The organism is Pseudomonas sp. 14P_5.3_Bac1 (genome assembly GCF_025466135.1).
GTDB lineage: Bacteria > Pseudomonadota > Gammaproteobacteria > Pseudomonadales > Pseudomonadaceae > Aquipseudomonas.
Genome location: NZ_JANLOF010000070.1, coordinates 33,500 through 56,180, shown reverse-complemented (window position 1 = coordinate 56,180; position 22,681 = coordinate 33,500). Strand labels below are relative to the sequence as shown.

The window sequence follows — 22,681 nt, the reverse complement described above, 5'->3', positions numbered from 1 at the left end:
TAGCCTAGGCTGATCGAACGACTGCCGCACCGGGGTGGTCAACCCTTTGAACCCCAGTCTTCGGAGAGCGTTCCATGTCTGACCGTTATATCGACTTCGCCAACTCAAGCCTCGGCCATCGCCTGGTCGCCGCCATTGGCCTGCCGTCACCGGTACGCCTGGAACGCTGGCAGGCCGGGCGCCTGCGTCCGGTGGAAGGCGCACTGCTGCTGGGCGGCGGCGCACTGGCGGCCAAGGTGCTGCCGTTTGCCAATAAACTCACGGACGCTATTTACAGTTACGGTGCCGCACCGCTGTCCGCGCCAGCCTGGATTCCCGGACACGGCCCCAAGCTCAAGGCCGTGGTGTTCGACGCCAGCGACCTGCAGCACACCGATCAGCTCAAGCAGCTGCGCGAATTCTTTCAGCCGCTGCTGAAAAATCTCGACCACAGCGCGCACCTGGTGATTCTTGGCCGAGCGCCGGAAAGCCTCAGCGATCCGTTTGCCGCCAGTGCACAGCGTGCCCTGGAGGGTTTCAGCCGTTCGCTGGCCAAGGAGCTGCGCAGCGGCGGCGTGTTGCAATTGTTGTATGTGGGCGAAGGTGCAGAGGACCAGTTGGAAGGCGCGTTGCGGTTTTTCCTGTCGCCTAAAAGCGCCTACATCTCTGGCCAGGTGATCCGCCTGCAAGCCTGCGCCACACCGGTCGAGGATTGGACTCGCCCGTTGGCCGGGCGCAAGGCGCTGGTCACCGGTGCCGCGCGTGGGATTGGCGCCTCGATCGCCGAAACCCTGGCGCGCGACGGCGCCGAGGTGATCGTGCTTGATGTGCCGCAGGCCAAGGCCGATCTCGACGCCCTCGCTGCACGCCTGGGCGCCCGCACCGTGGTGCTGGATATTTGCGCCGAAGACGCGGCAACGCAATTGATCGAACACCTGCCGGACGGCATCGACATCGTGGTGCACAACGCCGGCATCACCCGCGACAAAACCCTGGCCAATATGACCCCGGAATACTGGGACGCGGTGCTGGCGGTCAACCTCAACGCGCCGCAGGTGCTGACCAAGGCCCTGCTCGACAGCGGCACCCTGCACGACAACGGGCGCGTGGTGCTGCTGGCGTCCATCAGCGGCATCGCCGGCAACCGCGGGCAAACCAACTACGCCGCGAGCAAGGCCGGGCTGATCGGCCTGGCCCAGGCCTGGGCACCCTTGTTGAGCGAACGCGGGATCAGCATCAATGCCGTGGCGCCTGGCTTCATCGAAACCCAGATGACCGCGCACATTCCCTTCGCCCTGCGCGAAGCCGGGCGGCGCATGAGTTCACTGGGCCAGGGCGGCTTGCCGCAGGACGTGGCCGAGGCAGTGGCCTGGCTCGGCCAACCGGGTTCCGGAGCGGTCAGCGGCCAAGCGCTGCGGGTGTGTGGGCAAAGCCTGTTGGGAGCATAAGCATGGACTGGCAGACCTTAGGCACCACCCCGTTTCTGCCGCCGCTGTACTGGCGTGCAGCGCTCAAGCGCAAGATCACCGGCAGCACCTTGCCCGAACAGGGGCTGCGCTGCCGGGTAAGCGTCAATCCCAAGGCCGTGGCGGCCTATCGCAAGGTCTGCGGCTTTGCCGACAGCCCCATTCTGCCGGCCACTTACCCGCACATCCTGGCGTTCGGTTTGCAGATGCAATTGCTCACCGCAAACAACTTTCCGTTCCCTTTGCTGGGGTTGATTCACCTGAGCAACCGTATTCGCATCCATCGCCCATTGGGCGCGGTCAGCGAGTTGACGGTGGCCGTGCACGCGCAAAACCTCAAGCCGCACGCCAAGGGTGCCACCTTTGAAGTGGTCACCACCGTCGAGGACGCCCTTGGCCTGCTGTGGGAAGCCGAAAGCCAGATGCTCTGCCGGGGCGTGAAGCTCGAAGGCGAGTCGGTGAATGACGTGTTGCCCAGCCCCACGCAGGTCACCGAACTGACTCGCTGGAAAGCTCCCGCCGATATCGGCCGCCGCTATGCCCGGGTGTCAGGCGATTACAACCCGATCCACTTGAGCGCCCTGACCGCCAAGTTATTCGGCTTTCCCCAGGCTATCGCGCATGGGCTATGGAACACGGCATGCACCCTCGCGGCGCTGGGTGAACACTTGCCTGCGGCCAATATTGAAATCGTGGTCGAGTTCAAGAAACCGGTCCGCCTGCCCAGTGAAGTAACGTTGCTGGCCAGTGCGCCAGGTTCCAGCGGTGAGTTGCTGTTAACCGGCGCGGGTAACATTGAACACATGATAGGAAAGTGGCAACCGATTGCCTGAATAACGCTGATTAATTGTATATATACACCTTAAGTTATAGCGGACCTTTAAAGGTCCGCTTTTTTATTCAATCCCTTGATTTATAAAAGATATACCTCCCTTCTCTATACCTTTGGCATTAGTCGCTAAGCACTGTCGGGCGACCCGTATATAAATCGTTAATACCAAGTTGAGCGTTGCGAGAAAGAGTGCCCGGGTCTGTGATAACACCACGGACAAACGTATCGCTATCCCTAGAAGTAACGAGCGTTTGAAACAACCACGGTTGTACAGGTGCAAGGGAACTCAATCATGAAAACTCAAACTCAAGTAGTGCTATGGAAAGCAAGTACCGCGCTGGCCCTGATCATGGCGATGAGCCTCGGTGGCTGCAGCAGCGGTGGCGGTGGACATCACAGCAGCGTGGCCGCGTCGTCGCCTGACGCAGGCGCCGGCACAGGTACCGGAGGCGGTACAGGCGGTGGCTCCGGTGGCGGCACTGGCGGCGGTACTGATGGTGGCACTGGTGGAGGCACCGGCGGCGGTACTGGTGGCGGCACAGATGGCGGCACCGGCGGTGGCACGGGTGGAGGCACCGGCGGCGGAACTGGCGGTGGCACTGATGGCGGAACCGGCGGTGGCACGGGTGGCGGCACCGGCGGTGGCACGGGTGGTGGTACTGGCGGCGGCACTGGAGGCGGCACTGGAGGCGGAACCGGCGGTGGTACTGGCGGCGGCACTGGAGGCGGCACCGGCGGTGGCACTGGTGGTGGCACCGGCTCGATTACAACCCCACTGGTAACAGGCCAGATTGCTGGCACCTTGGGCACCACGGTGGGCAATGTCGGTTCAGCAGTCGGTGAAATTGGCTCGACCCTGAACGGCGTTCCTATCGTCGGCGTCACCGCCGGCGGCCTGGTGACCTCCGCCGGTACTGCGGTGACCAGCATCGGCAGCGGTGTAACGACCGGTCTGGGCTCACTGGGCACTGACAGCAACTCCCTGGGCAAAACGGTTGCCGGTGTGGCCAACGGCGTTGCCGACCTGGGCACCGGTGTTTCAGGCGCTGGCAAATCCCTGGGCACCACACTGGGTGGCATCCCTGTTGTCGGCGGCCTGACCGGTGGTGTGGGCACTGCGGCGGGGGGTCTGGTGAATAACGTCGGTCAAGCGGTCACGATGCTCGGCGACACCCTCAGCACGTCCAGTACCACGGGCCCATTGGGTTCGCTGACTAACACCGTTGGCGGCAAAGTACTGGTGCCGGTGGTGTCCCTGGTGGAAAACACCACCGGCAACCTCGGCAAGGCAACGGGCCTGGGCAACCCGGTCAATGGTGTGCTGGATAAAGTTGGCGCCACGGTCACCGGCCTGGGCGGCCAGGTTGCCAGCGCCGGCGGCACCGGCAACCCGGTCACCACGATCGTCGGCGGTGCGCTGACCGGCGTCGGTGGCGTGCTCGACAAGTCGGGTGGTTATGTCGCCCCAGCCAGTGGCGCTGCGGCGCCTGGCTTGCCGGAGCTGGTGGGTGGCCTGGTGGCCAACGTGGGTAATGGTCTGAATGCCGGCAACACCAACGGCACTGTGAGTGCAGCGGGTGTAACCGGTGGCGCAGTGGGCAACACGGTCGCCTCGCTCGGCACCGTACTGGGCGGCACCGGCGTCGCCAACACCGCCGCCACCGCACCGGTGGCTGGCTTGGCCACTAACGTCGGCGCGGCGCTCAATCCTGTAACGACCGGGGTTAGCACCTTGACGCAAAACATCGGCACCACCACAGGTGTCGGCGCTCCCGTCAACGGCCTGGTGACTCAAGTCGGCGGCGCAGTCAGCGGTATCGGCACCAACCTGACCGCCGCCAATGCCAACCCGATCACTAACGCTGTAGGCACCACCGTCACGGCCGTCGGCAACACCGTAGGCGCAGTGGGCGGCCTGGTCACCGGCGGCACCAGTGGCGCAAGTGGCAGTGGTGGTCTGCTCGGTGGGCTGACCGTAGGCGCTGGCGCCAGCACTTCGGCCAATGGCAGTGCAAGCACTGGCACAAGCGGCGGTCTGGGAGGTTTGCTCAACGGCCTGACCGGCAAAAAATAGAATTGCACCTGGCCGATTAGACGGCCTCCCCTACAGCGCCTACGCTTGGTTGAGACGAGAGACCCTTATAAGTCTCTCGTCTTTTTTATGGGCTGGCGTTAACGACTGCCGCGCCCTCCCGCACCGCGTCCAAGAAACCGGCGGGCCCGAAACGCTGCTGCAGTTTGACCATGGAGTGTCCTATGCGCGTGTTGACGCCGTTGTTATTGCTAACCCTCAGTGCCTACGTCCAGGCCGAGACCCTTCCCAGCTTTCTTAACAGCAACGACACCATTCGCACCCTGCCGGTGCCCAACCTTCCCGCCGATGCCTATCGACCGGTCACACCACAAACCCAGGTGCCGCAAGCGCCTGCGACCCAGAATCAGCCGCTGCAGATGGACACCAAAGTCACCATCCGCAAGCTGCAGATCGAGGGCGGTACGATCTACCCGCTGACGGACACGGCCAAGGCCTACGCATCGCTGATTGGCCATGAGACCAACCTTGCGCAACTGATCGAAGCCACCCGCAGCATCACCCGTCGCTATCAGGACGACGGCTACCTGTTGTCCTACGCGTTCCTGCCGCAACAGTCCTTCGAAAACGGCCTGGTGCGCGTGGTATTGGTGGAGGGTTACATCAAGGATTATCAGCAAAGCGGCGACATCGGCTCGGTGTCGGCCTACGTCGATAAACTGGCAGAAAAACTGTTGGCTGAACGGCCGCTCACGCGCAAGACGTTCGAGCGCTATACCACCCTGATGGGCCGTATCCCCGGCGTAACCCTGCAAGCGCAAGTGCCACCGCCGGGCACCACGGATGGCGCCACGCACATGAAAATCGAAGCCACACGCAAGCCGTTTACTACCAGCATGAGCCTGGTCGACGAAAACCGTGGCGGCACTCAAGCCCTGCTCACCGCCACCAGCAATTCCCAGACGTCCATGGGCGAGCAGCTCAACGTCAGCGGCCTGTTCCCGCCGGGCGACGATAAAGAACACTACTACCGTGTGGGCTACAGCCAGTTCATCAATGCTGAGGGCAGCCAGCTGGTATTGGGCGCCGAGCGCTACCGCGCCGACCCCAATAGCAACATACAGCTGGACGGTGGCTTCGAACTCAAGCCGCATCAGGAGATCGATCGCTACACCATCGGCCTCAGCCACCCGCTGATTGCCTCACCCGCCGAATCCTTGACCCTGGGTACACGCCTGTATGCCGTTGACCAGACCACGCGCTATCAACTGGTGGGCTACCCCAACCGATTCGACATCGAAACCAATCTGCGCGCGCTGGCGTTCGAGGCCGACTGGCGCAAAGCCGACACTCGCCAATTACGCATCCTCAGCGCCGGCCTGTACCAAGGCATCAATGGTCTGGGGGCCACTACCCGCAGCGACCTGGAAGTCACCAAGCCTGACCTGGACTTCTTCCGCCTGCGCCTGTCCGGCGTGCAAAGCGACAAGTTTTTCGATAACTGGCAAGGCGTGCTGTCGGGGGCGTTCTACTGGAGCGACGACACTTTGCCCGACAGTGAACGCGCCACCTTCGGCGGGCAGAATTTCGGCCGCGGCTATCCCGACGACCAAGCCTCGGGCGACAAGGGTTGGGGCGTGGCCTATGAGGTCAACTACAGCTTCAACCGTGCCGGCGATTGGGTAAAGGTCCTGCAACCCTACGTGGTGCTCGACCGCGCCAAAACCTGGTTCAACGAGCTGCCGGTCAAAGGTAACGACATGTCGTCGGCGGCTGTGGGACTGCGCTTTGGCGACAACAAGTACTACAACATCGCCCTTGAAGCCGCCAAGCCGATGTCGGACATCGCCCTGGACAGCTTCAACCGGCGGCCGCGGTATACGCTGAGTTTCAGCTATCAACTTTGAGTGTTTGCGGTAGCCCGCCTGCGTGGCCAGTAGGCGTGTTCGTGGCCAATAGACTTGTCCTTGGCCAGGGGCTTATCTGTGGCGAGCGGGCTTGCCCCGCGTTGGGTCGCGAAGCGGCCCTGACCCAGACGCCGCATTTTCCCAGTCAAAACCGCGTTGGCAGGTTTTGGCGCTGCTTCGCAGCGCAACGCGGGGCAAGCCCGCTCGCCACAGACAAGCACGCTCGCCACAGGCAGGCCTCTGGCCGCAGCAAGCCCGCGCCTACAGTTTGTGTTTGATCAGCGGAAACAGGCTGTTGAGGGTATCGATCAACCGCACCAGATAGATGGGTTTGCGAAACAGGTCCAGCACCTGCAGGCGCAGCATGTCGCTGACGTCATCCATCTCGGCATGGCCCGACATCACGATGACCGGCAGGTGTTGGCGATCGGTATGTTCGCGCAGGCGCCTGATCAGCGAGATCCCGCTTTCTTCAGGCATGCGCAGGTCGGTGATGACCAGCGCGATGTCAGGGTTGAGGGTCAGCTCCTGCAGCGCGAAGGTCACGGAGGTGGCGGTAAAACAAACGAAGCCCTCGTTCTCCAGCGACTCCGCCAGTTCTACGAGGGCATCTTCTTCGTCATCCACCAACAGGATCTGTTGGCGTAAAGGTGCAGATGCAGCATTCATGGGCACTACCTGGCATAGCCGATCAATAACGAGCGTACTCACAAGATGCTGCCTGCGACTTACGTCGTGGTAATGGCGCTCTGAATTTTACCGAAGAAGGTCGTGATCTGAGGCCCCAGTGTCGTGCCTGCGGCGAGTACCACCAGCGCCACAATGGCCACGAGGATGAGGTATTCAATCGCCGTCGCCCCCTCTTTATTGCGCAAGAGCAACTGAAGCTGAACATGCAGTTTCATCAACAGATCAAGGACCATCGTACTTCTCCTCTGGCGACTTAACGCCCTATCAAGGGTTTGCACAATCATTATTTACGTTGTGGTAATGGCGGTCTGGATTTTGCCAAAGAACGTCGTGATCTTCGGTCCTAGCGTAGTACCGGCTGCCAGTATCACCAACGCCACAATTGCCACGAGAATGAGGTATTCAATCGCCGTGGCGCCTTCCTTGCGATGAAAAAGCAGCTGGAGTTGAACGTGAAGTTTAATCAACAGATCAAGGATCATTTGTACTGCTCCTTTGGCGACCAGGCGCCCTATCACGGTGTCCTGCACAGTAATTGCGATGTGCCACCTGAGCATTGTCAACAAACCACGCGCTCACAACTGTAAGAACTGATTAATTACAAAGTAGAGGTCGCCTTACTGACGCCTTAAATCCGTGATTTAAAAGGCTAGTTATGGCGGGGCGAAGAAATCTTTCTGTCAGTAATGGCATTTCGTCCTAGCTGAACTACCTTCAAATAGCGAAATAGTTAGTCCGCTGTTCATAGCAGCCGGTTGCGTGATTAGCCTGTTCGGATAGACGGGCTGTGGTGCAACAGGAAAGGGAGAGCCGTCGTGAACACACGTCTGAGTATGATACTGGCCGGCGTGCTTTTGGTCGGTGCACTGTTTGCCGGTTATTGGGGATTAGTGCTCAGTCGTGAACCTGCCCCGGCGCCGCCACCGCCGCCACAGACCGCGCCGGTCGAAAAAGCCGTCGCCGTGGTGGAAGACCAGACCCGCCAGCCAGTGGTCGTACTGGCCCACGATGTACCGCCCTTTGTCGCCCTGAATGCCGCCGATCTCAGTGTAGAAAAACTGCGCACCGTGCCGGCTGGCAGCATGACCAGTGTCGACCAGGCCATTGGCCGCACGCCCTGGCGCGCATTGCAGGCCGGCACTTGGCTCAACGAAGAAAGCTTCACGCCCGGCGGGCCGCTGGCGCGCATGATTCGCCCTGACGAACGCGCCCTGGCGGTGGCCGTGGATGAAGTGATCGGCGCCGCCGGCCAATTGAGTCCCGGCGACTACGTGGACGTGTTGCTCTACCTGCGCCAGGACACCGCCAACCTCGAACAATCGGCCCAAGTGGTCGTCCCCGCCATGCGCTTGCTCAGCGTCGGCGACCAAATGGGCCTGACCAACGACGGCACTCCCGCCTCCCCGCCGGCGATGACCGCCGAAGAAAAAGCCCAACGCCGTGCACCCTCGCGCACGGTTGTGCTGGCGGTGCCCGAGCAACTGCTGAGCCGGCTGATGCTTGCCTCCCAGGCCGGCACTTTGCGCCTGGCCGTGCGCAGTGCCGACGAACGCTTGCTGAGCCAGTACTGGGCCGGCGAAAGCGACGCACCGGGCAAGCTGCAAAGTGCTAATCGCGACCTTTACCAGTTCACGCAACTGGCCTTTGCCCAAGCCCCGAAAAAAGTCGCCCAGAGCGCTCCGCACCGCACCGGTGTGGAGGTGATCCGCGGCAACCAAGCCACCCAACAAACGCCTGATTGAACAAGGATGCTGTGCATGAGCCGACGTTTCGCACCGGTGTTCACGCTGAAAATTGCCTGTGCCCTGCTGCTGTCGAACCTGTCGGCGGGCGGGGCCGTGGCCGCCACCGGCAACTGCAGTAGCTTGGGCCAATTACCCGCAGCCCTTTCGGTGGGCGAAGGCCTGCAACAGGAGCTGCAGTCACCGGTGGCGATCACGCGCCTGGCCATCGGCGACCCGAAAATCGCCGACGTGCACCTCAACGGCGATCGCGGCTTCCTGCTGACCGGCATCGCCTCCGGCACCACCAGCCTGATGGTCTGGACCGCCTGCTCCAACACGCCGCGCCAGAGCATGGTGTTTGTCAAAGGCAAAGCCACAGCGGCGCTGACCAGCCTGTCACTGGCGCCAGCGGACGACCCCTCGCTGCCCAGCCAAGTGCAGACCGACATCCGCTTTGTCGAGGTCAGCCGCACCAAACTCAAGGAAGCCAGCACCAAGATCCTGGGCATGGGCAAAAACTTCTTCCTCGGCAGCCCCAACCTGTTATTTCCCACGTCCAGCACCTTCAAGCTGCCGGTGAGCGCTGACCAGTTCAACATCGGCTTTGGCGGCGGGCGTGTCTCGGCGATGATCAACGCCCTGGAAAGCAGCGGTTTTGCCTACACCCTGGCACGCCCAAGCCTGGTGGCCATGAGCGGGCAAAGCGCGACCTTCCTCGCCGGTGGCGAGATCCCGATCCCGGTGCCCAGCAGCGGCAGTGACACCATCTCCATCGAGTACAAAGAGTTCGGCATTCGCCTGACCCTGACCCCCACCGTCATCGACCGCAACCGGATTTCCCTCAAGGTGGCACCGGAAGTCAGCGAGCTGGACTACACCAACGCCGTGGTCATTCAAAACATCCAGGTACCGGCGCTGACCATCCGCCGCACCGACACCAGCGTGTCCCTGGCCGATGGCGAGAGTTTCGTGATCAGCGGCCTGATCAGCAGCAACAACACCACCAACATCAGCAAGTTTCCGGGCCTGGGTGACATCCCGATCCTGGGCGCGTTCTTTCGCGATTCCTCGGTCAACCGCCAGGACAAAGAGCTGCTGATGATCGTCACGCCGCACCTGGTTCAGCCGCTAGCCGCCAACGCTCAACTGCCGTCGTTGCCTGGCGAGAACCTGCGCAACTACGACCCGAACTGGTACCGCCTGTACTTCCTGGAAAACGGCAATTTCGACCGCAACAATGGGTTATCACAATGAGCGATAGCCTGAGCCAGACTTTCCTGGCAATCACCCGCAACACCACTGACCTTGAGTGGCTGCAGGGCGCGCTGGCACCGCTTGGCCAAGTGGTCAGTGCCGGCAGCGGCACGCTGGACGAGTTACTGGCGCTGGTCGATGTGACCTTCGCCAACCTGGTGTTTATCGGCCTCGACCGCGAGCATGTGGTGGCCCAGAGCGCGCTGATCGAAGGCGCGCTGGAAGCCAAGCCGATGCTGGCCATCGTCGCCCTCGGTGACGGCATGGACAACCAGTTGGTGCTCAATGCGATGCGCGCCGGGGCGCGGGATTTTGTCGCCTATGGTTCACGCTCAAGCGAAGTGGCCGGGCTGGTGCGCCGCCTGAGTAAACGCCTGCCGCCCGTGACCACCAACACCCAACTGGGCGGCCTCACGGTGCTGTACGGCACTCAAAGCAATGCCGACGGCGCCTTGCTCGCAGGTCACTTGGCGCTGGTTGTACAAAAGAGTGGCCAGCAAACGCTGCTGCTGGACCTGGGCCTGCCACGCGGCGACAGCCTGGCGTTGCTGGGGCTGGAAAGCTCGTTCAATTTTGGCGATGCCCTGCGCCACCTGCGGCGGCTGGACGCGACCTTGATCAACAGCGCCTTCACCTCTGCCGAGGACGGCCTGCGCATCCTGGCCTACGCCCCCAACGATGAGCCGCTGGAACAGACCAGCGCCGCCGAGTTGTACATGCTGCTCAGCGCCCTGCGCCAACACTTCCAGCACATCGTGGTCAACCTCGCCGGCCAGCAGGACAGCGAAGCGCTGCGCACCTTTGTCAGCCACTGCGACAAGCTGTTGTGGTGCACCGATCAAAGCGTGCTCGACTGCCGTCGCAACCTCGCGATACTCAACCAGTGGCGCGAAAAAGGCATGAAACTGGAGCACGCCAAGCTGCTGGTCGATCGCTATATCAAAAGCTGCGCACCCGATTCCGAGGCGCTGGGAAAGAGCTTTGGGCTGGAGGTAATTGCCGTGTTGCCACTGAGCCCGGAGGTACGCCTGAATGCGAAAAACCAGGGGCAAACCTTGTTCGCCCTGGCCCCGCGAGAACCGCTGACCCTTGGCCTGAAAACCCTGGGCGAACGCCTGGCAAAACGCTCGGAAGGCATGAAAAAACCTTCTCAAAACTGGCTTGACCGCCTGCTGGGCACCGGCAAATGAACGGCGAAAAACTCTTCGGCGCCCCCGCTCGCGGCATCGGTGGCAACACCGACCACGATGGGCTCAAGCTGGTGCTGCATCGGTACATCATCGATGCCATCGAAGAGTCGGGCAAGAATCTGCTGGAAGGCTCACGCCCGCTGCTGGCGCAATTTGTCATCGACAAAGTGGCCGAATACATCAACCGCATGCACCTGGCGATCTCGCGCTATGAAATGGAGCGCCTGGCCGAAGAAATCGTCGATGAACTGACCGGTTTCGGCCCACTGGAAGTGCTGCTGCGCGACCCGTCGGTGACGGAAATCCTGGTCAACGGCCCCCACCGGGTGTTTATCGAGCGGGACGGTGTGCTGCATCAAAGTGACCTGCGCTTTATCGACGCGCACCACGTGGAGCGCGTCATGCAGCGCATCCTCGCGCCTCTGGGCCGGCGTCTGGACGAGTCGTCGCCCATGGTGGATGCGCGCCTGCCCGATGGCAGCCGGGTCAATGCGATCATCCCGCCGATTGCCCTGGACGGACCGTGCCTGTCGATTCGAAAGTTTCGCAAGGACATGCTCAAGAGCAGCGATTTGGTGGCCATGCAGACCATCGACCAGAACATCTTCGACTTCTTCCAGGAGGCGGTGGGCAAGCGCTGCAACATCCTGATCAGCGGCGGCACCGGCACCGGTAAAACCACGCTGCTGAATATTCTCAGTCAGTTGATCAACCCGCATGAGCGGCTCGTCACCATCGAAGACGTGGCCGAACTGCAACTGGGTCACCCTCACGTCGTGCGCCTGGAAACCCGACCGCCGAACGCCGAGGGCCATGGTGAGGTGAAAGCCAGCGACCTGATCCGCAACGCCCTGCGGATGCGCCCCGACCGCATCATTCTGGGTGAGATTCGCGGCGTGGAAGTGCTTGATGTACTGACCGCCATGAACACCGGCCACGATGGTTCCATGAGTACCGTACACGCCAACAACGCGGCCGATGCCTTGCTGCGCCTGGAAACCCTGGTGGGTTTGACCGGCCGTGTGGTGGCGGAGAAAACCCTGCGACAAATGATCTGTGCGGCGCTGGATGTGGTGATTCAACTGACCCGCCTGCCGGACGGCCGTCGTTGCGTCAGCGAAGTGGTCGAGGTGGTCGGCATCCGTGAAGACGTGTACGTGACCAACACCCTGTTCCGCCATGACCGGCGCACCGGCTTCGGCTTCCTGCGCGAGGCGGTCAACCCGGCCGGTGAAAAACTGCGCCGCGAATCGTTACTGCCTTGAAGGGGACGCAAGCATGACCGGGGCCATCCTGCTGCTCATCTGCCTGATTCTGATCGGCCTGTCGATTCGTTCCTTCCAGATCGGTTTGCGTCGCGCCCAGACCGAGCGCGTGCTCGGCCGCCTTGCCGAAGGCCAGCCGCAGCTCGTCGAAGAGAACGGCCAGTGGAGCGGCGTGGAGCGCATGTTCCTGCGCGCAGGCCTGGGCAAACCCAGTGACAACCTCGGCCTGTGGCTGGCGATCTGGGCGCTGGGCGCAGTCCTGGGCCTGCTGGTTGCCGGCTGGATCGGTCTGTTGGTGATGGTGGTATCGCCGCTGCTGGTACTGCGCCTGTACATCGCCTGGCGCTATCAACGGCGGATCAAGCGCATGATCGAACAACTGCCGCAATTGCTCGACCACACCGTGCGCAGCCTCAAGGCCGGGCGTACCCTGGCCGACGCGGTGCTGGGCGGCATCGAGATTACCGAAGACCCGCTGCAACACGCCATGGGCCGTATCCGGCGCAACGTGCAGCTGGGCGTGAGCCTGCCGGAGTCGGCCCACGACTTTGCCGAATTTTACGAACGCGATGAGTTTCGCCTGTTCGCGCTGGGTTTGAAGGTCAACCACCGCTATGGCGGCAACGCCAGCGAGCTGTTGGAAAACCTGATCAAGATGATCCGCGAACGTGAGCAAGCCGCCCGCCAGCTGCGCGCCTTGACCGGCGAAACACGCGTCACGGCCTATGTGCTCACGGCCCTGCCGATCTCGATGATCGGCTACTTCCTGGCGGTGAACCCCGCGTACCTGATGACCATGTGGAACGACGGCACCGGGCGCATTCTGTTGTTCGTGGCGCTGGTGATGCAGTTGTTGGGCTGCTTCACCCTGTGGCGCATGTTGCGGAGCGTATGAGATGGCGATTGCACTGCTGATCAGCGCTGTACTGTTTATCGCCGCCCTCGGGTTGGTGCTGGCCAACCTGATAAAACACCGGCGCGGCCAGCGCCTGGTTGCCCAACGGTTGCAGGGCCAGATGGCGCGCGAACACAGGTTCGGCACGCTGATGCGCCAGCTGGGCAGCAGCCCGCTCGCGCAACGCTCGGTGAGCCTGGACAACGAAACCCAGATCCTGCTCAACCGTGTCGGTTGGCGCAAAGCCAACCAGCGCTCGATGTTCGCCGCCTTCCAGGTCGGTACGCCGTTGCTGCTGTTGATCATGACCCTGGTGGTTCAGCAAGTGATGTACCCCGCGACCGGCTCGCCGTGGCTGGCGCCGTTGCTGGCCCTGGGCATCGGTTATCTGTTGCCCAAGCGCATTCTGGCCAGGGCCGCCAAGGCGCGCCAGCAGCGCATCTCCCGCGAGGTATCGACCTTCATTCCGCTGCTGCGCATTCTGTTCGAATCCGGCATGGCGGTTGAACAAGCGCTGCGCGTGCTGAGCATTGAAGCGCAACGCCTGTTGCCGGCGCTGACCCATGAGTTGCGCTTGATCCTGACACGGGTCGACTCGGGCCTTGAGCTGAGCGAGGAGCTGGGCAAGACCGCGCGGCTGCTGGCCGTGGATGAATTCACCGACACCTGCACCATCCTCCAGCAGCTGGTTCAGCAAGGCGGCGGCGCGATGAAATCGCTGCTGTCGCTCAAGCAATTGCTCGACGACCGACGCCTCACGCGGATCCAGGAATTCGTCTCGAAGATGTCGGCAAAAATGTCCGTGGTGATGATGGTGTTTTTGTTTCCCGCCTTGCTGATCGTGCTCGGGGGACCCGCCTTTATCGGCATCACCCGGGCCTTGAGTAACTTATGAGGAGCGCCCGATGAAAGCCTTGATAGCCGGTTTGAGCCTGTTGCTGCTAAGTGGCTGCGCCACCAATGGCCAAACCCCGTGGGGCGCGTTTACCGGCACCGGCAGTTGCCCCAAGCCCAGTTCCGATCAAGAGCTGTCGCTGAACCTGGCAGATGAAATGGCCGGCGACGGCAAGCTGCACGCCAGCCTCGCCAACCTGCAAGGCTTGCCGGCCAATCTGCCGCAGGTGCGCCTGCGCCAGGCCAAGGCCTATCGCCTGCTCGGGCGCAGCGAAGCCGAGCCGTTGTACCGCAGTCTGATCGGCACCTGCATGGCCGCCGAAGGCGAACACGGCCTGGGGCAGGTCGCCTCGGCCAAGGGTGATAACGGGCAAGCGATGGCCCACTTGCAACGCGCCGCTCGGCTGGCGCCCACCGACGAGAAAATCCGCAACGACCTGGGCGTGGTGTACCTCAACCAACTGCGCCTGGAAGACGCGCGCTTTGAATTCATGACCGCCATGGAACTCAAGCAGAGCGACCCGCTGGCGGCGGTCAACCTGGTGACGCTGTTGATTTATCAGGACAACTGGAAGCAGGCCGCGCAACTGGTCAGCCAGATGGGCCTGAGCCCCGAGCAAGTCACTGAAGCCCAGGCCCGCGCCGAGAAACTCAAAGGCTCAAGCACACCCGTCGCCAAAGCCAAGGATCAAGTCGCCGCTGTCAGTGATGCCACAAGCACCCCGAGGAATTGATGATGAAAACACCTTATCTCGCCAGCCTGGCCATGCTCGTGTTGCCCTTCAGCGCCATGGCCATCGAGCCCGGCCCGTCATCGCCCCAGCAAGCCTTGACCGAGCAATGGCTGATGCTGCAGGTCACGGGCAGCGCCGCGTCGCAAACACCTCAGAAGGCCTCGGCGGCCGAACGTGACAAGGCGCACCAGCGCTTGCTGGACAGCTACAAGTATCCGATTCCGGAGTATTTCGAGCAGAAGGTAGGGGGGAAAACTCAAGGGAGTAATTGAGAAAAAACCTGCCAGGTCTCCATCAACGGGTGGGAGCGGGCTTGCCCGCGATTACGGTGTGTCAGCTAATACAGCCGTGACTGATCCACCGCCATCGCGGGCAAGCCCGCTCCCACATTTTGACCGAGTTTAAACGGGCCGATCAGTGCGCCGTCACTCGCTGGCGCAGCGATGAATTATTTGGCGATAACGCCAATGCCAATTGCGTGCGGTTGTGCATGTGCGTCAGGCGCAGCACTTGGGACACGTACAGCTTCACCGTGTTTTCAGTGATGCCCAATTCGCAGGCGATCTGATAGTTGGTCTGCCCCTTGCCCACCAGCCGTGCGACATCCAATTGGCGTGGCGACAACTGGTTGAAGATCGCCGGGATTTCCACCGGCCCGGCATCCTCGGCCGAAGCCTCGTCGCTTTCCCGTCCAGGCCCACTGCTGCGCACTTTATCGAGGTCCTGATACAGGTCGTTGATGGACTCGGAAAGAAACTGCAGTTTCTGGTTCAAGTTACCCAGTTGCAGGTCCTTTTTGCGCTCTTGCAGCGCGGCGTCCTGGCGCTGCAAGCCTTCGAGCAACTCGTGCAGGTTGATGGGCTTCTGGTAGTAGTCCGCGATGCCTGCACGCAGGGCCTTGATCACGTCCTGCTTGTCCGCGCGACCGGTCAACATGATGGCTTCGAACGCGCGCTGCTTACCGGCGATTTTTTGCAGGGCCTGCACCAACTCGATGCCATCCATTTCCGGCATATGCAGGTCGCACAGCACCAGGCCGATCTCGGCATCTTCGCTGAAACGCTTCACGGCCTGTTGGCTGGATTCACAGGGGACGCAGCGGTAACCGCTGCTTTCAAGAAATTCACAGAGTTCTTCCACGATCAGCGGCTGATCGTCGACAACGAGCACTTTTACCGCAGAGGTAAGCTTGTTCACGCGCTACTCCATGCATTTCAAGCCAAAAGATTGACCATCCCTTTACGACACATATCCGGTACATCTCCTCATTAAACGTAGACGCACTTTCTGACTATGTACATAGCGTTAATACCCGCTGACGACTAATGGATCCAAAACCACGCAACGGCAAAACCCACCAGTAAAAACGGGGCGAATGGCTGTTTTTTTGACGCACCGGGCGCCAAGTAACCCATATGATTTTTAAGATATTGATTCATATGCGGCCAAAGCGTTGGCGCAATGATCAGCCAGAGCAAATTGGCGACTGCCGCCCCTACAAACGACCACAGCAAGTACTCTGCATTCGACACCAGCGCCAACGCTGCGAGCAGCTTCACGTCGCCCGCCCCCAGACGACCGAAGGCGTAGCCAGGCAAGGTCAGCAGCAGCGCCAGAAAAAACGCCAACAGCCCCTGCCCGTTCGACGCCCCCAGCCAGGTGGTGCCCGTCCAGAGCAGGTAGACCAACGCCAACAAGGCAACGCCCAGCGTCAGACGATTGGCGAGCAACCGCTGCCGAGCATCCTGCACTGCACACAGCACCAACCACACCATCACCACTGCGCCATGGATCACGTAAAAAACATCCCTTTTTGCCGATTGATTCTATGCTGATATCAAGTAGTAGCCGTCAGGGTAGACGCGGTGATGAAAACAAGCCTCCCGGATAAGCAAAAAGGCGCGGCAGCAATCGAATTCATTGCTGTGTTCGTGATTTTTTTCGCCGTGTTCTACGGCATGGTCAGCTATAGCCTGCCGCTGCTGCTGTTGCAGTCGTTCAACCAGGCAACGGCAGAAGCTGTGCGTCTGAGCGTGGCGCTGGACCCCAACATGCAGGGCTACGCCGCCGCCGTGCAAAGCACCGCCAAAACCGCAGTCGCCAACCGTTTGCTGTGGATCCCGCCCGCCTACAAATTCGACGCTGCCACGCAAGTCACCACCACCTTCAACAGCGGCTTGTTGTTAGTGAAGATCAACTACCCCACGGCCAATCTGCAGGCGGTAATGCCCTTTATTGTCCTGCCCGGCATCGGCACCGTACCGCAGCTGCCGACGACGCTGCAGGCCACCTCGAGCCTGCAGTTTTGACCTCGGGGGAAAAACTCTTCGGGCGCCTGCTCGGTCGAAGCAGCGCGCTGGCCCTGGACACGCCTGCGTCGCCTGTCGCCGGGCTGCACCTGTGGTTGGACGCGCACGGCCGCGTGCTCGAAATCAGCGGTGCACTGCGCTCACACCTGGCGCAATACACTGACTCACCGCCCCTCCAGGACCTGCTGTGTGCCCACAACGCGATGGCGGTTGAAGGCGTTCCTGCCGATTGGCAGCGCCATAGCCTCGACCTGGATTTCCGTGGCGCCGCCGGGCTTGTGCTGCACACGCGAGGCACGATTGAAGCCCAGGATAACGGCTGGCTGCTGCATGCCGTGGACATCGGCGATTTGCTCAACGGCCGGCACCTGGCCGAGCAGCGCGAACAGGATCAGCAATTGGCCAGCCTTGTGAGTGAACACCTGCGGGTGTGCAGCCTCAGCCGGCTGCCCGACGTGTTCAACGAACAGTTGGCCAGCGTCGCGCAGCGCTGGCGCATCCCGTGTGTGGCCCTCGCGCTGCTCGATCAGGAGGACCAGGACTGGGTGATCTACAGCCAGTACGCCAACCATGATGCGCCGCTGTTTTGGCACAACGGGCAGCGCCTCGGCACCTGCCTGGACAGCCTCAACGGCACTGCCCCGCTGAGTTTGCAGGCACCTTATGGACGCGGAGAACACCCGCGTTTGCACAGCGTATTCGGCAATGCCGACGGGTTTCTGGTGCCGTATCGCGATGGCCAGGGCGTGGCCGCGTGGTTGCTGTGCGGGGCCTACAACGGCCAGCCGCACATGCGCGACCGCGACTGGCTGAACCTCGCCGCCGCCATCGCAGCGCCACTGCTCAGCCGCCTGCGCGAGCAACGCCACCACCAACAATTGGAGCGCCTCGAAGCCCTGCAAGGCCTGTTGGGCACCGGGTGGTTCGAGTTGCTGCCCGCCAGCGCCGAGATCCAACTTGCGCCGCAATTGATGCGCAACATCGACTCAGAGCAAGCCGCGACCCGGCAAGCCCTCGACACCTGGCTGGCGCTCATCCACCCCGCCGACCGAGAGGAACTGCACAGCCGCCTGCGCGACCTGCAAGCCCTGGGCAAGCCTTTGCTCGCCAGCGTACGCCTCAACCGTGGCGACAGCGCCCAACCGCCGACCTGGTATCGGGTACAGGGCCAAGTGCTGGGCGTGGGTGAGCAACGCCGCTGGGTCGGGTTCATGCTCGACATCAGCGACATCAAGAACCAGCAGGTGCACGCCGACGCCGCCCATGCTCGCCTGGATAACCTGATTGCCAGCTCACCGGCGGTGATCTACGTGCAACGCTACGTGAACGGCGCGCTGCTGCCGGTGTTTTTCAGTGACAGCCTGCTGCCGTTGCTGGGCCGCACTCTCGCCGAGTGCAGCCACGACAGCCTGGTGCAGTGGGTGCATCCCGACGACCGCGACCTGTACTTCCAGCGCACGCGCCAACTGCTGCGCGAAGGCAGCGTGCGCAGTCGTTACCGTGTGCAGGACAAACAGGGCAATTACCACTGGCTGCTTGATGAAGCCAAATTGCTGCGCGACGACCTGGGCCTGCCGGTGGAAGCGATTGGCCTGTGGCTGGACGTCACCGACGCGACCGTGGCTGCGCAACAGGTCAAAGCCAGCGAGGAGCGTTACCGAATTCTGGTGGAAGACTCCCCGGCGATGATCTGCCGCTACCGCCCGGACCTGACCCTGACCTTCGGCAACACGCCATTGGCCAACTACCTCGAATGCCGTCCCGCACAATTGCGCGGGCTGAACCTGGGCGACTGGCTCTCAGCCGAACAGCGCGAGGCGTTTGTGCAGCGCATCCGGCAGTTGACTCCGGAGTTCCCGGTCAGCACCGCCGAAATCAGCCTGCAACTGCCCGGGCGCGAACATGCCTGGTGGGTCTGGTCGGACCGCGGCGTGTTCGATGAGCACGGCGCCCTGGTCGAGGTGCAGGCCGTGGGCCGCGACAACACCGAAGTGCGTCGCTCGCAGCAGCAACTGACGCAAAGCGCAAAAATGGCCACCCTCGGCGAAATGGCCACGGGCCTTGCCCATGAGATCAACCAGCCGCTGAACGTGATGCGCATGGCCATCGTCAATGTGCTCAAGCGCCTGGGCAGTGGCAACGTGCAGGTCGACTACCTCACCGAAAAACTCCAGCGCATCGACGCCCAGGTTCAACGCGCAGCCCGGGTGGTGGACCATATGCGCGTGTTCGGCCGCCGCTCGGAAGTCGAGCAACAACCATTCGACCCGGCGCAGGCAGTTGAGGGCACGCTCTCGTTGCTCAGCGAAGGCCTGCGCGGCAAAGGCGTGGAAGTCCGCCTGACCCAGGCGGACGTTCCCGTGCAGGTCAAAGGTTACGTCGACCAGCTTGAACAGGTGCTGATCAACCTGATGGTCAACGCCCGCGATGCCCTGCTGGGCCAGCGCGAAAAAAACCCTGAGTTGCGCCCGTGGATCGCCGTGCACACCGAACACGATAGCCGTCACGTGCGCATCTGGGTCGAGGACAATGGCGGGGGCATTGACCCACGCTTGCTGGAGCGGATCTTCGAACCGTTCTTCACCACCAAGCCCATTGGCGTGGGCACCGGGCTGGGCCTGTCGGTGAGCTACGGCATCGTCGAGAACATGGGCGGACGCCTCAGCGTCAGCAATGGCGAACAGGGCGCACGGTTTTGTGTGGAACTGCCCAGGGCCACCGACGCTTAGATCACCAGGTAGGCCTCACCAGTCTGGCCGCAGGTGAGGTTGGCGCCCACGTTCACATTCGTCAGGCTGATGCCCAACATGTTCAACAGGTTGTTGAGGATCGGGTTGAGCAGCGGGCCCAGCAGGCTATCCACCACCGGGGTGACGATGGCGCTGACGCCACCGAGCAGCGACACGACGCTTGCCGCCAGTGCGCCCAGCGGGTTACTACCAACCGGCTGGTACGCCGTAATGCCTACGCCATTAAGCGTGGTCGACAGGCTGCTGACCACATTGGTCGCCGGCGCGGCCGCCTGATAGGTCGGGGTGAGGCCCACGTTAGGCGGCGTGGCGAATGGCGCAGTACTGGAGAACACCAGGGACTGATTGCTCGCCGCGATCGGGCTTAGCACCTTGATCGCGACGCCACCGGCGGCGAACGGTACACGCGTACCGCAGGTGCCGACTCCGAGGATTTCATGGCAGGTCTTGGTGCCGATGTCAATCAGCGCCAAAGGCGCCACGGTCATCGGTAACGTGCTGGAAAACGCATTGGTGATGGCGCCCACATTCAGCGACGCCAGCGAGGTGGTGGTGTAGGCCGTCAGGCTCTTGGTGCCAGCGCTGCCCGTCGGGCAACTGTAGGCGGTGACATAGCTGCTGGCGCCGCCGGCATCCAGCACGATATTGAGCGGCAAGTTGCCCGGCAACGCCAGCAGGTCCAGTTGTTGGCAGCCGGCCCCCAGCAAACACAGCGCCGAGTTGATCGTGCTCACCAGGTTCAGGCTCAACAGGTTGTTGATCACCGGCGTCAACGGTCCCACCAGGTTATTCACGGCCGTGGTGAGCCCCGACAAACTGCTCAGCACCGGCAGGCTGACCGTCACCTCGGTGCGCACCTGGGCGGTACGCACATAAATCGCATTCGGCCCCTGGGGATTGGCCGCGGCCAGCGCCGGGTCACCCATCGCCGAGAGTTGCGGCGGCTCGATCACTTTGACCTGGGTGGTGATGTTGGCCAGCCCCAGCAGGCTGACGGGCAAGATCGCGGCAGCCGCACTCTGGCTGCTGGACAACTGCACCACGCCCTGAATCAGCTGGAACACCTGCAGGTTGGCATTCAGCGCGGCGGCGGTGATGCCCGTCTGCAACTGCAGGATCTGCCCGAGGGTCAGCGGGGCCTGGTTGATGGCGGCGATTTTCAAGCTGCCCAGGGCCGTCAATACATCCGCCGTCGCGCCGTTGGCGGTGAGCACCGTGATCGCGGCCTGGATCAATTGCGAGGCGGTGACATTGGTGTTGAGCAGTTGGGTGTAGTTACCTGCGGTCACGCCCAGGTTGATCGCCAGTTGGTCGAGGTAACTGAGCAGGCTGATATTGGTGTTGAGCAAGCCATTCCAGCCGGCGAGTGTCAGGTTGAGGTTGCCGCCGAGCAAGCCGCTGAACAAGGGGTTCAACAGGCTTGCGCTGGCGCTATTGACGCTGGCCAACGTGCTGTTGATGGTCAGTTGGGCCAAGGATGGCGTGGGCTTGGCCGCCACCGCCGTGGCCGACAAGACAGTGTTGAGGCTGACCGGGTTGCCGGAAAACAGTGCCCACACGCCGCCGGCCACGCTGGTCGTGATGGTTTTGCTGGCCACTACCTGAATGGCTGACGACAACGCGGGGTTAGCGCTGAACGTGCGCTGGCCCGAGGCGCCAGTGGTGACGGAGCCACAGCTGGTCACCAGGGTGTTGCCGTTGCCCACCACGAAATAATTGCGCGCCACGCTTTGCCCGGCGTAGGCCGCCGCACTCAACCCCGCCAGGCAGGTGCCATTGCGGCTGACGGCTTCCAGCGCTGCGGTGTCCGCCACGCCTTGCAACTTGCGCTTTTCCAGGTACAAACGGCCGCTGTCGATCACCAGCAGGGTAAACGCCAACACCACCGCCAATACGCCGGCGGCCATCAAGCCAATGGCGCCGCGCTGCTTGCAATGAAATCGGGGAGACATCGAGCACTCCTGTGCCGGCGAGTCGCCGAGCGCTTACTCTCCTGGGGTGTCTTTGAGTGTAGACAAGGGCTGAGGGCTGTGCTGACTCTAGGCTGCAGGAGATCCGATGTGGGAGCGGGCTTGCCCGCGATAGTGGTGGGTCAGTCACAGCATTATTGGCTGACACTCCGCTATCGCGGGCAAGCCCCCTCCCACAGGGAATTGGGGAAAGGTTTAGTGGGGTGGGTAGTTGGAGAGGATTTTGCTGACGGTGGTGCGGATGGCGTTGTTGCGATCCTGTGGATTTGGACTGCTGGCCATCATCTGCTCGTCACTGCCGCGCCACACCAGCTTGCCGTCCTTGCCGTCCAGCAAGTCGATCTGGATGGTCGCGACTTTGTAGGTGATGCTGCGCGTTTCGTTGTACATCGGCGCGCCCCAATAGCCATTCCATGGGCCACCCCAGGCGCCGCCGTAGTTGGTGGTGACTTGCTGCTGGCGGTCTTCGACGATCAGGTAAGCCTGCACGTTCAGGTCGGCCTTGGTGCCGGCTGCGGCGGGACGCAGGCCGCGTTGGTCAAGTTGTTCGCCGACGGCCTGGCGGATGCGCTGCTCGGTGAGGTCGCTCTTGATCCGTGGATCATCCGGGCGATATTGCAGCGCCGGGTCTTTCCAGGCCCAGTTGCGGTAGGCGCCGAAGTCGCGGCTGGCGTCAAAGTCGTGGTTGACCTGGTTGGACTGGCAACCGCCCAGCAACACGACAACAGCAAGTGCAGCAATGCGACGAAACATGGTTTATCTCCAAAAGACGCTTCAGCCTGAAATGAGA

At 62.1% G+C, this 22,681-nt stretch carries 21 protein-coding genes; 14 read left to right on the top strand and 7 right to left on the bottom strand.

The window, feature by feature from the left end; genetic code table 11:
- Positions 1-74 precede the first annotated feature (74 nt).
- The 4 genes from NTD89_RS18630 (at position 75) to NTD89_RS18615 (ending at position 6,216) form a co-directional block, all read left to right on the top strand.
- A complete protein-coding gene (locus tag NTD89_RS18630; protein ID WP_262208970.1) occupies positions 75-1,427 on the top strand; it encodes a 3-oxoacyl-ACP reductase in 1,353 nt (450 codons plus the stop codon).
- A 2-nt stretch (positions 1,428-1,429) separates the two neighbouring features.
- Complete coding sequence (locus NTD89_RS18625; RefSeq protein WP_262208968.1) at positions 1,430-2,278, top strand: MaoC family dehydratase; 849 nt, start codon at positions 1,430-1,432, stop codon at positions 2,276-2,278.
- 291 nt (positions 2,279-2,569) lie between these two features.
- Positions 2,570-4,351, top strand: coding sequence for a collagen-like triple helix repeat-containing protein (locus NTD89_RS18620; RefSeq protein WP_262208966.1), 1,782 nt, complete (start codon positions 2,570-2,572; stop codon positions 4,349-4,351).
- A gap of 182 nt (positions 4,352-4,533) precedes the next feature.
- Complete coding sequence (locus NTD89_RS18615) at positions 4,534-6,216, top strand: ShlB/FhaC/HecB family hemolysin secretion/activation protein (RefSeq protein WP_262208965.1); 1,683 nt, start codon at positions 4,534-4,536, stop codon at positions 6,214-6,216.
- 261 nt (positions 6,217-6,477) lie between these two features.
- On the opposite strand, the gene NTD89_RS18610 is transcribed toward NTD89_RS18615, so the two are convergent.
- Genes NTD89_RS18610 through NTD89_RS18600 form a run of 3 tightly spaced genes read right to left on the bottom strand, consistent with a single transcriptional unit; the run spans position 6,478 to position 7,388 of the window.
- Complete coding sequence (locus NTD89_RS18610) at positions 6,478-6,885, bottom strand: response regulator (RefSeq protein WP_145160348.1); 408 nt, start codon at positions 6,883-6,885, stop codon at positions 6,478-6,480.
- 59 nt (positions 6,886-6,944) lie between these two features.
- Positions 6,945-7,139 (bottom strand): Flp family type IVb pilin, encoded by a 195-nt coding sequence (locus tag NTD89_RS18605; protein ID WP_145160347.1) that lies wholly within the window; start codon positions 7,137-7,139, stop codon positions 6,945-6,947.
- Positions 7,140-7,193: 54 nt separating this feature from the next.
- Positions 7,194-7,388 (bottom strand): Flp family type IVb pilin, encoded by a 195-nt coding sequence (locus NTD89_RS18600; protein WP_119737765.1) that lies wholly within the window; start codon positions 7,386-7,388, stop codon positions 7,194-7,196.
- A gap of 333 nt (positions 7,389-7,721) precedes the next feature.
- On the opposite strand from NTD89_RS18600, the gene cpaB reads away from it, so the two are divergent.
- Genes cpaB through NTD89_RS18560 form a run of 8 tightly spaced genes read left to right on the top strand, consistent with a single transcriptional unit; the run spans position 7,722 to position 15,134 of the window.
- Positions 7,722-8,648 carry a Flp pilus assembly protein CpaB gene (cpaB, locus tag NTD89_RS18595; RefSeq protein WP_106577724.1) on the top strand — a complete coding sequence of 309 codons (927 nt, stop codon included), beginning with the start codon at positions 7,722-7,724 and terminating at the stop codon, positions 8,646-8,648.
- Between the two features lie 15 nt (positions 8,649-8,663).
- Positions 8,664-9,884: a type II and III secretion system protein family protein gene (locus NTD89_RS18590; protein ID WP_262208962.1), complete on the top strand. Its 1,221-nt coding sequence runs from the start codon at positions 8,664-8,666 to the stop codon at positions 9,882-9,884.
- Positions 9,881-11,074 (top strand): CpaE family protein, encoded by a 1,194-nt coding sequence (locus tag NTD89_RS18585; protein WP_262208960.1) that lies wholly within the window; start codon positions 9,881-9,883, stop codon positions 11,072-11,074. The genes NTD89_RS18590 and NTD89_RS18585 overlap by 4 nt, the downstream gene beginning before the upstream one ends.
- A complete protein-coding gene (locus tag NTD89_RS18580; RefSeq protein WP_262208959.1) occupies positions 11,071-12,339 on the top strand; it encodes a CpaF family protein in 1,269 nt (422 codons plus the stop codon). The genes NTD89_RS18585 and NTD89_RS18580 overlap by 4 nt, the downstream gene beginning before the upstream one ends.
- Positions 12,340-12,352: 13 nt before the next feature.
- Positions 12,353-13,234 carry a type II secretion system F family protein gene (locus NTD89_RS18575; RefSeq protein WP_262208958.1) on the top strand — a complete coding sequence of 294 codons (882 nt, stop codon included), beginning with the start codon at positions 12,353-12,355 and terminating at the stop codon, positions 13,232-13,234.
- A gap of 1 nt (position 13,235) precedes the next feature.
- On the top strand, positions 13,236-14,129 hold the full coding sequence (locus NTD89_RS18570) for a type II secretion system F family protein (protein ID WP_145160337.1): 894 nt from the start codon (positions 13,236-13,238) through the stop codon (positions 14,127-14,129).
- 10 nt (positions 14,130-14,139) lie between these two features.
- Positions 14,140-14,862, top strand: coding sequence for a tetratricopeptide repeat protein (locus NTD89_RS18565; RefSeq protein WP_262208957.1), 723 nt, complete (start codon positions 14,140-14,142; stop codon positions 14,860-14,862).
- Positions 14,863-14,864: 2 nt separating this feature from the next.
- Entirely contained in the window at positions 14,865-15,134 is a 270-nt protein-coding gene (locus NTD89_RS18560; protein WP_262208955.1) for a DUF3613 domain-containing protein, read from the top strand.
- A 142-nt stretch (positions 15,135-15,276) separates the two neighbouring features.
- Here the strand turns inward: NTD89_RS18560 and NTD89_RS18555 are convergent, their stop codons facing one another.
- A complete protein-coding gene (locus tag NTD89_RS18555) occupies positions 15,277-16,059 on the bottom strand; it encodes a response regulator transcription factor (RefSeq protein WP_242199087.1) in 783 nt (260 codons plus the stop codon).
- A 125-nt stretch (positions 16,060-16,184) separates the two neighbouring features.
- Entirely contained in the window at positions 16,185-16,637 is a 453-nt protein-coding gene (locus NTD89_RS18550; RefSeq protein WP_262208952.1) for a prepilin peptidase, read from the bottom strand.
- 93 nt (positions 16,638-16,730) lie between these two features.
- Between NTD89_RS18550 and NTD89_RS18545 the strand changes: the two genes are divergently transcribed.
- A complete protein-coding gene (locus tag NTD89_RS18545; RefSeq protein ID WP_145160327.1) occupies positions 16,731-17,171 on the top strand; it encodes a TadE/TadG family type IV pilus assembly protein in 441 nt (146 codons plus the stop codon).
- Entirely contained in the window at positions 17,168-19,900 is a 2,733-nt protein-coding gene (locus NTD89_RS18540) for a PAS domain-containing sensor histidine kinase (protein ID WP_262208951.1), read from the top strand. Before NTD89_RS18545 ends, NTD89_RS18540 begins: the two co-directional genes overlap by 4 nt.
- On the opposite strand, the gene NTD89_RS18535 is transcribed toward NTD89_RS18540, so the two are convergent.
- Together NTD89_RS18535 and NTD89_RS18530 are read right to left on the bottom strand one after the other, a co-directional pair.
- Positions 19,897-21,873, bottom strand: a complete 1,977-nt coding sequence (locus NTD89_RS18535) for a pilus assembly protein TadG-related protein (RefSeq protein ID WP_262208949.1) — start codon at positions 21,871-21,873, stop codon at positions 19,897-19,899. The genes NTD89_RS18540 and NTD89_RS18535 overlap by 4 nt on opposite strands.
- A gap of 213 nt (positions 21,874-22,086) precedes the next feature.
- A complete protein-coding gene (locus tag NTD89_RS18530) occupies positions 22,087-22,644 on the bottom strand; it encodes a DUF4136 domain-containing protein (RefSeq protein WP_145160321.1) in 558 nt (185 codons plus the stop codon).
- Positions 22,645-22,681 lie beyond the last annotated feature (37 nt).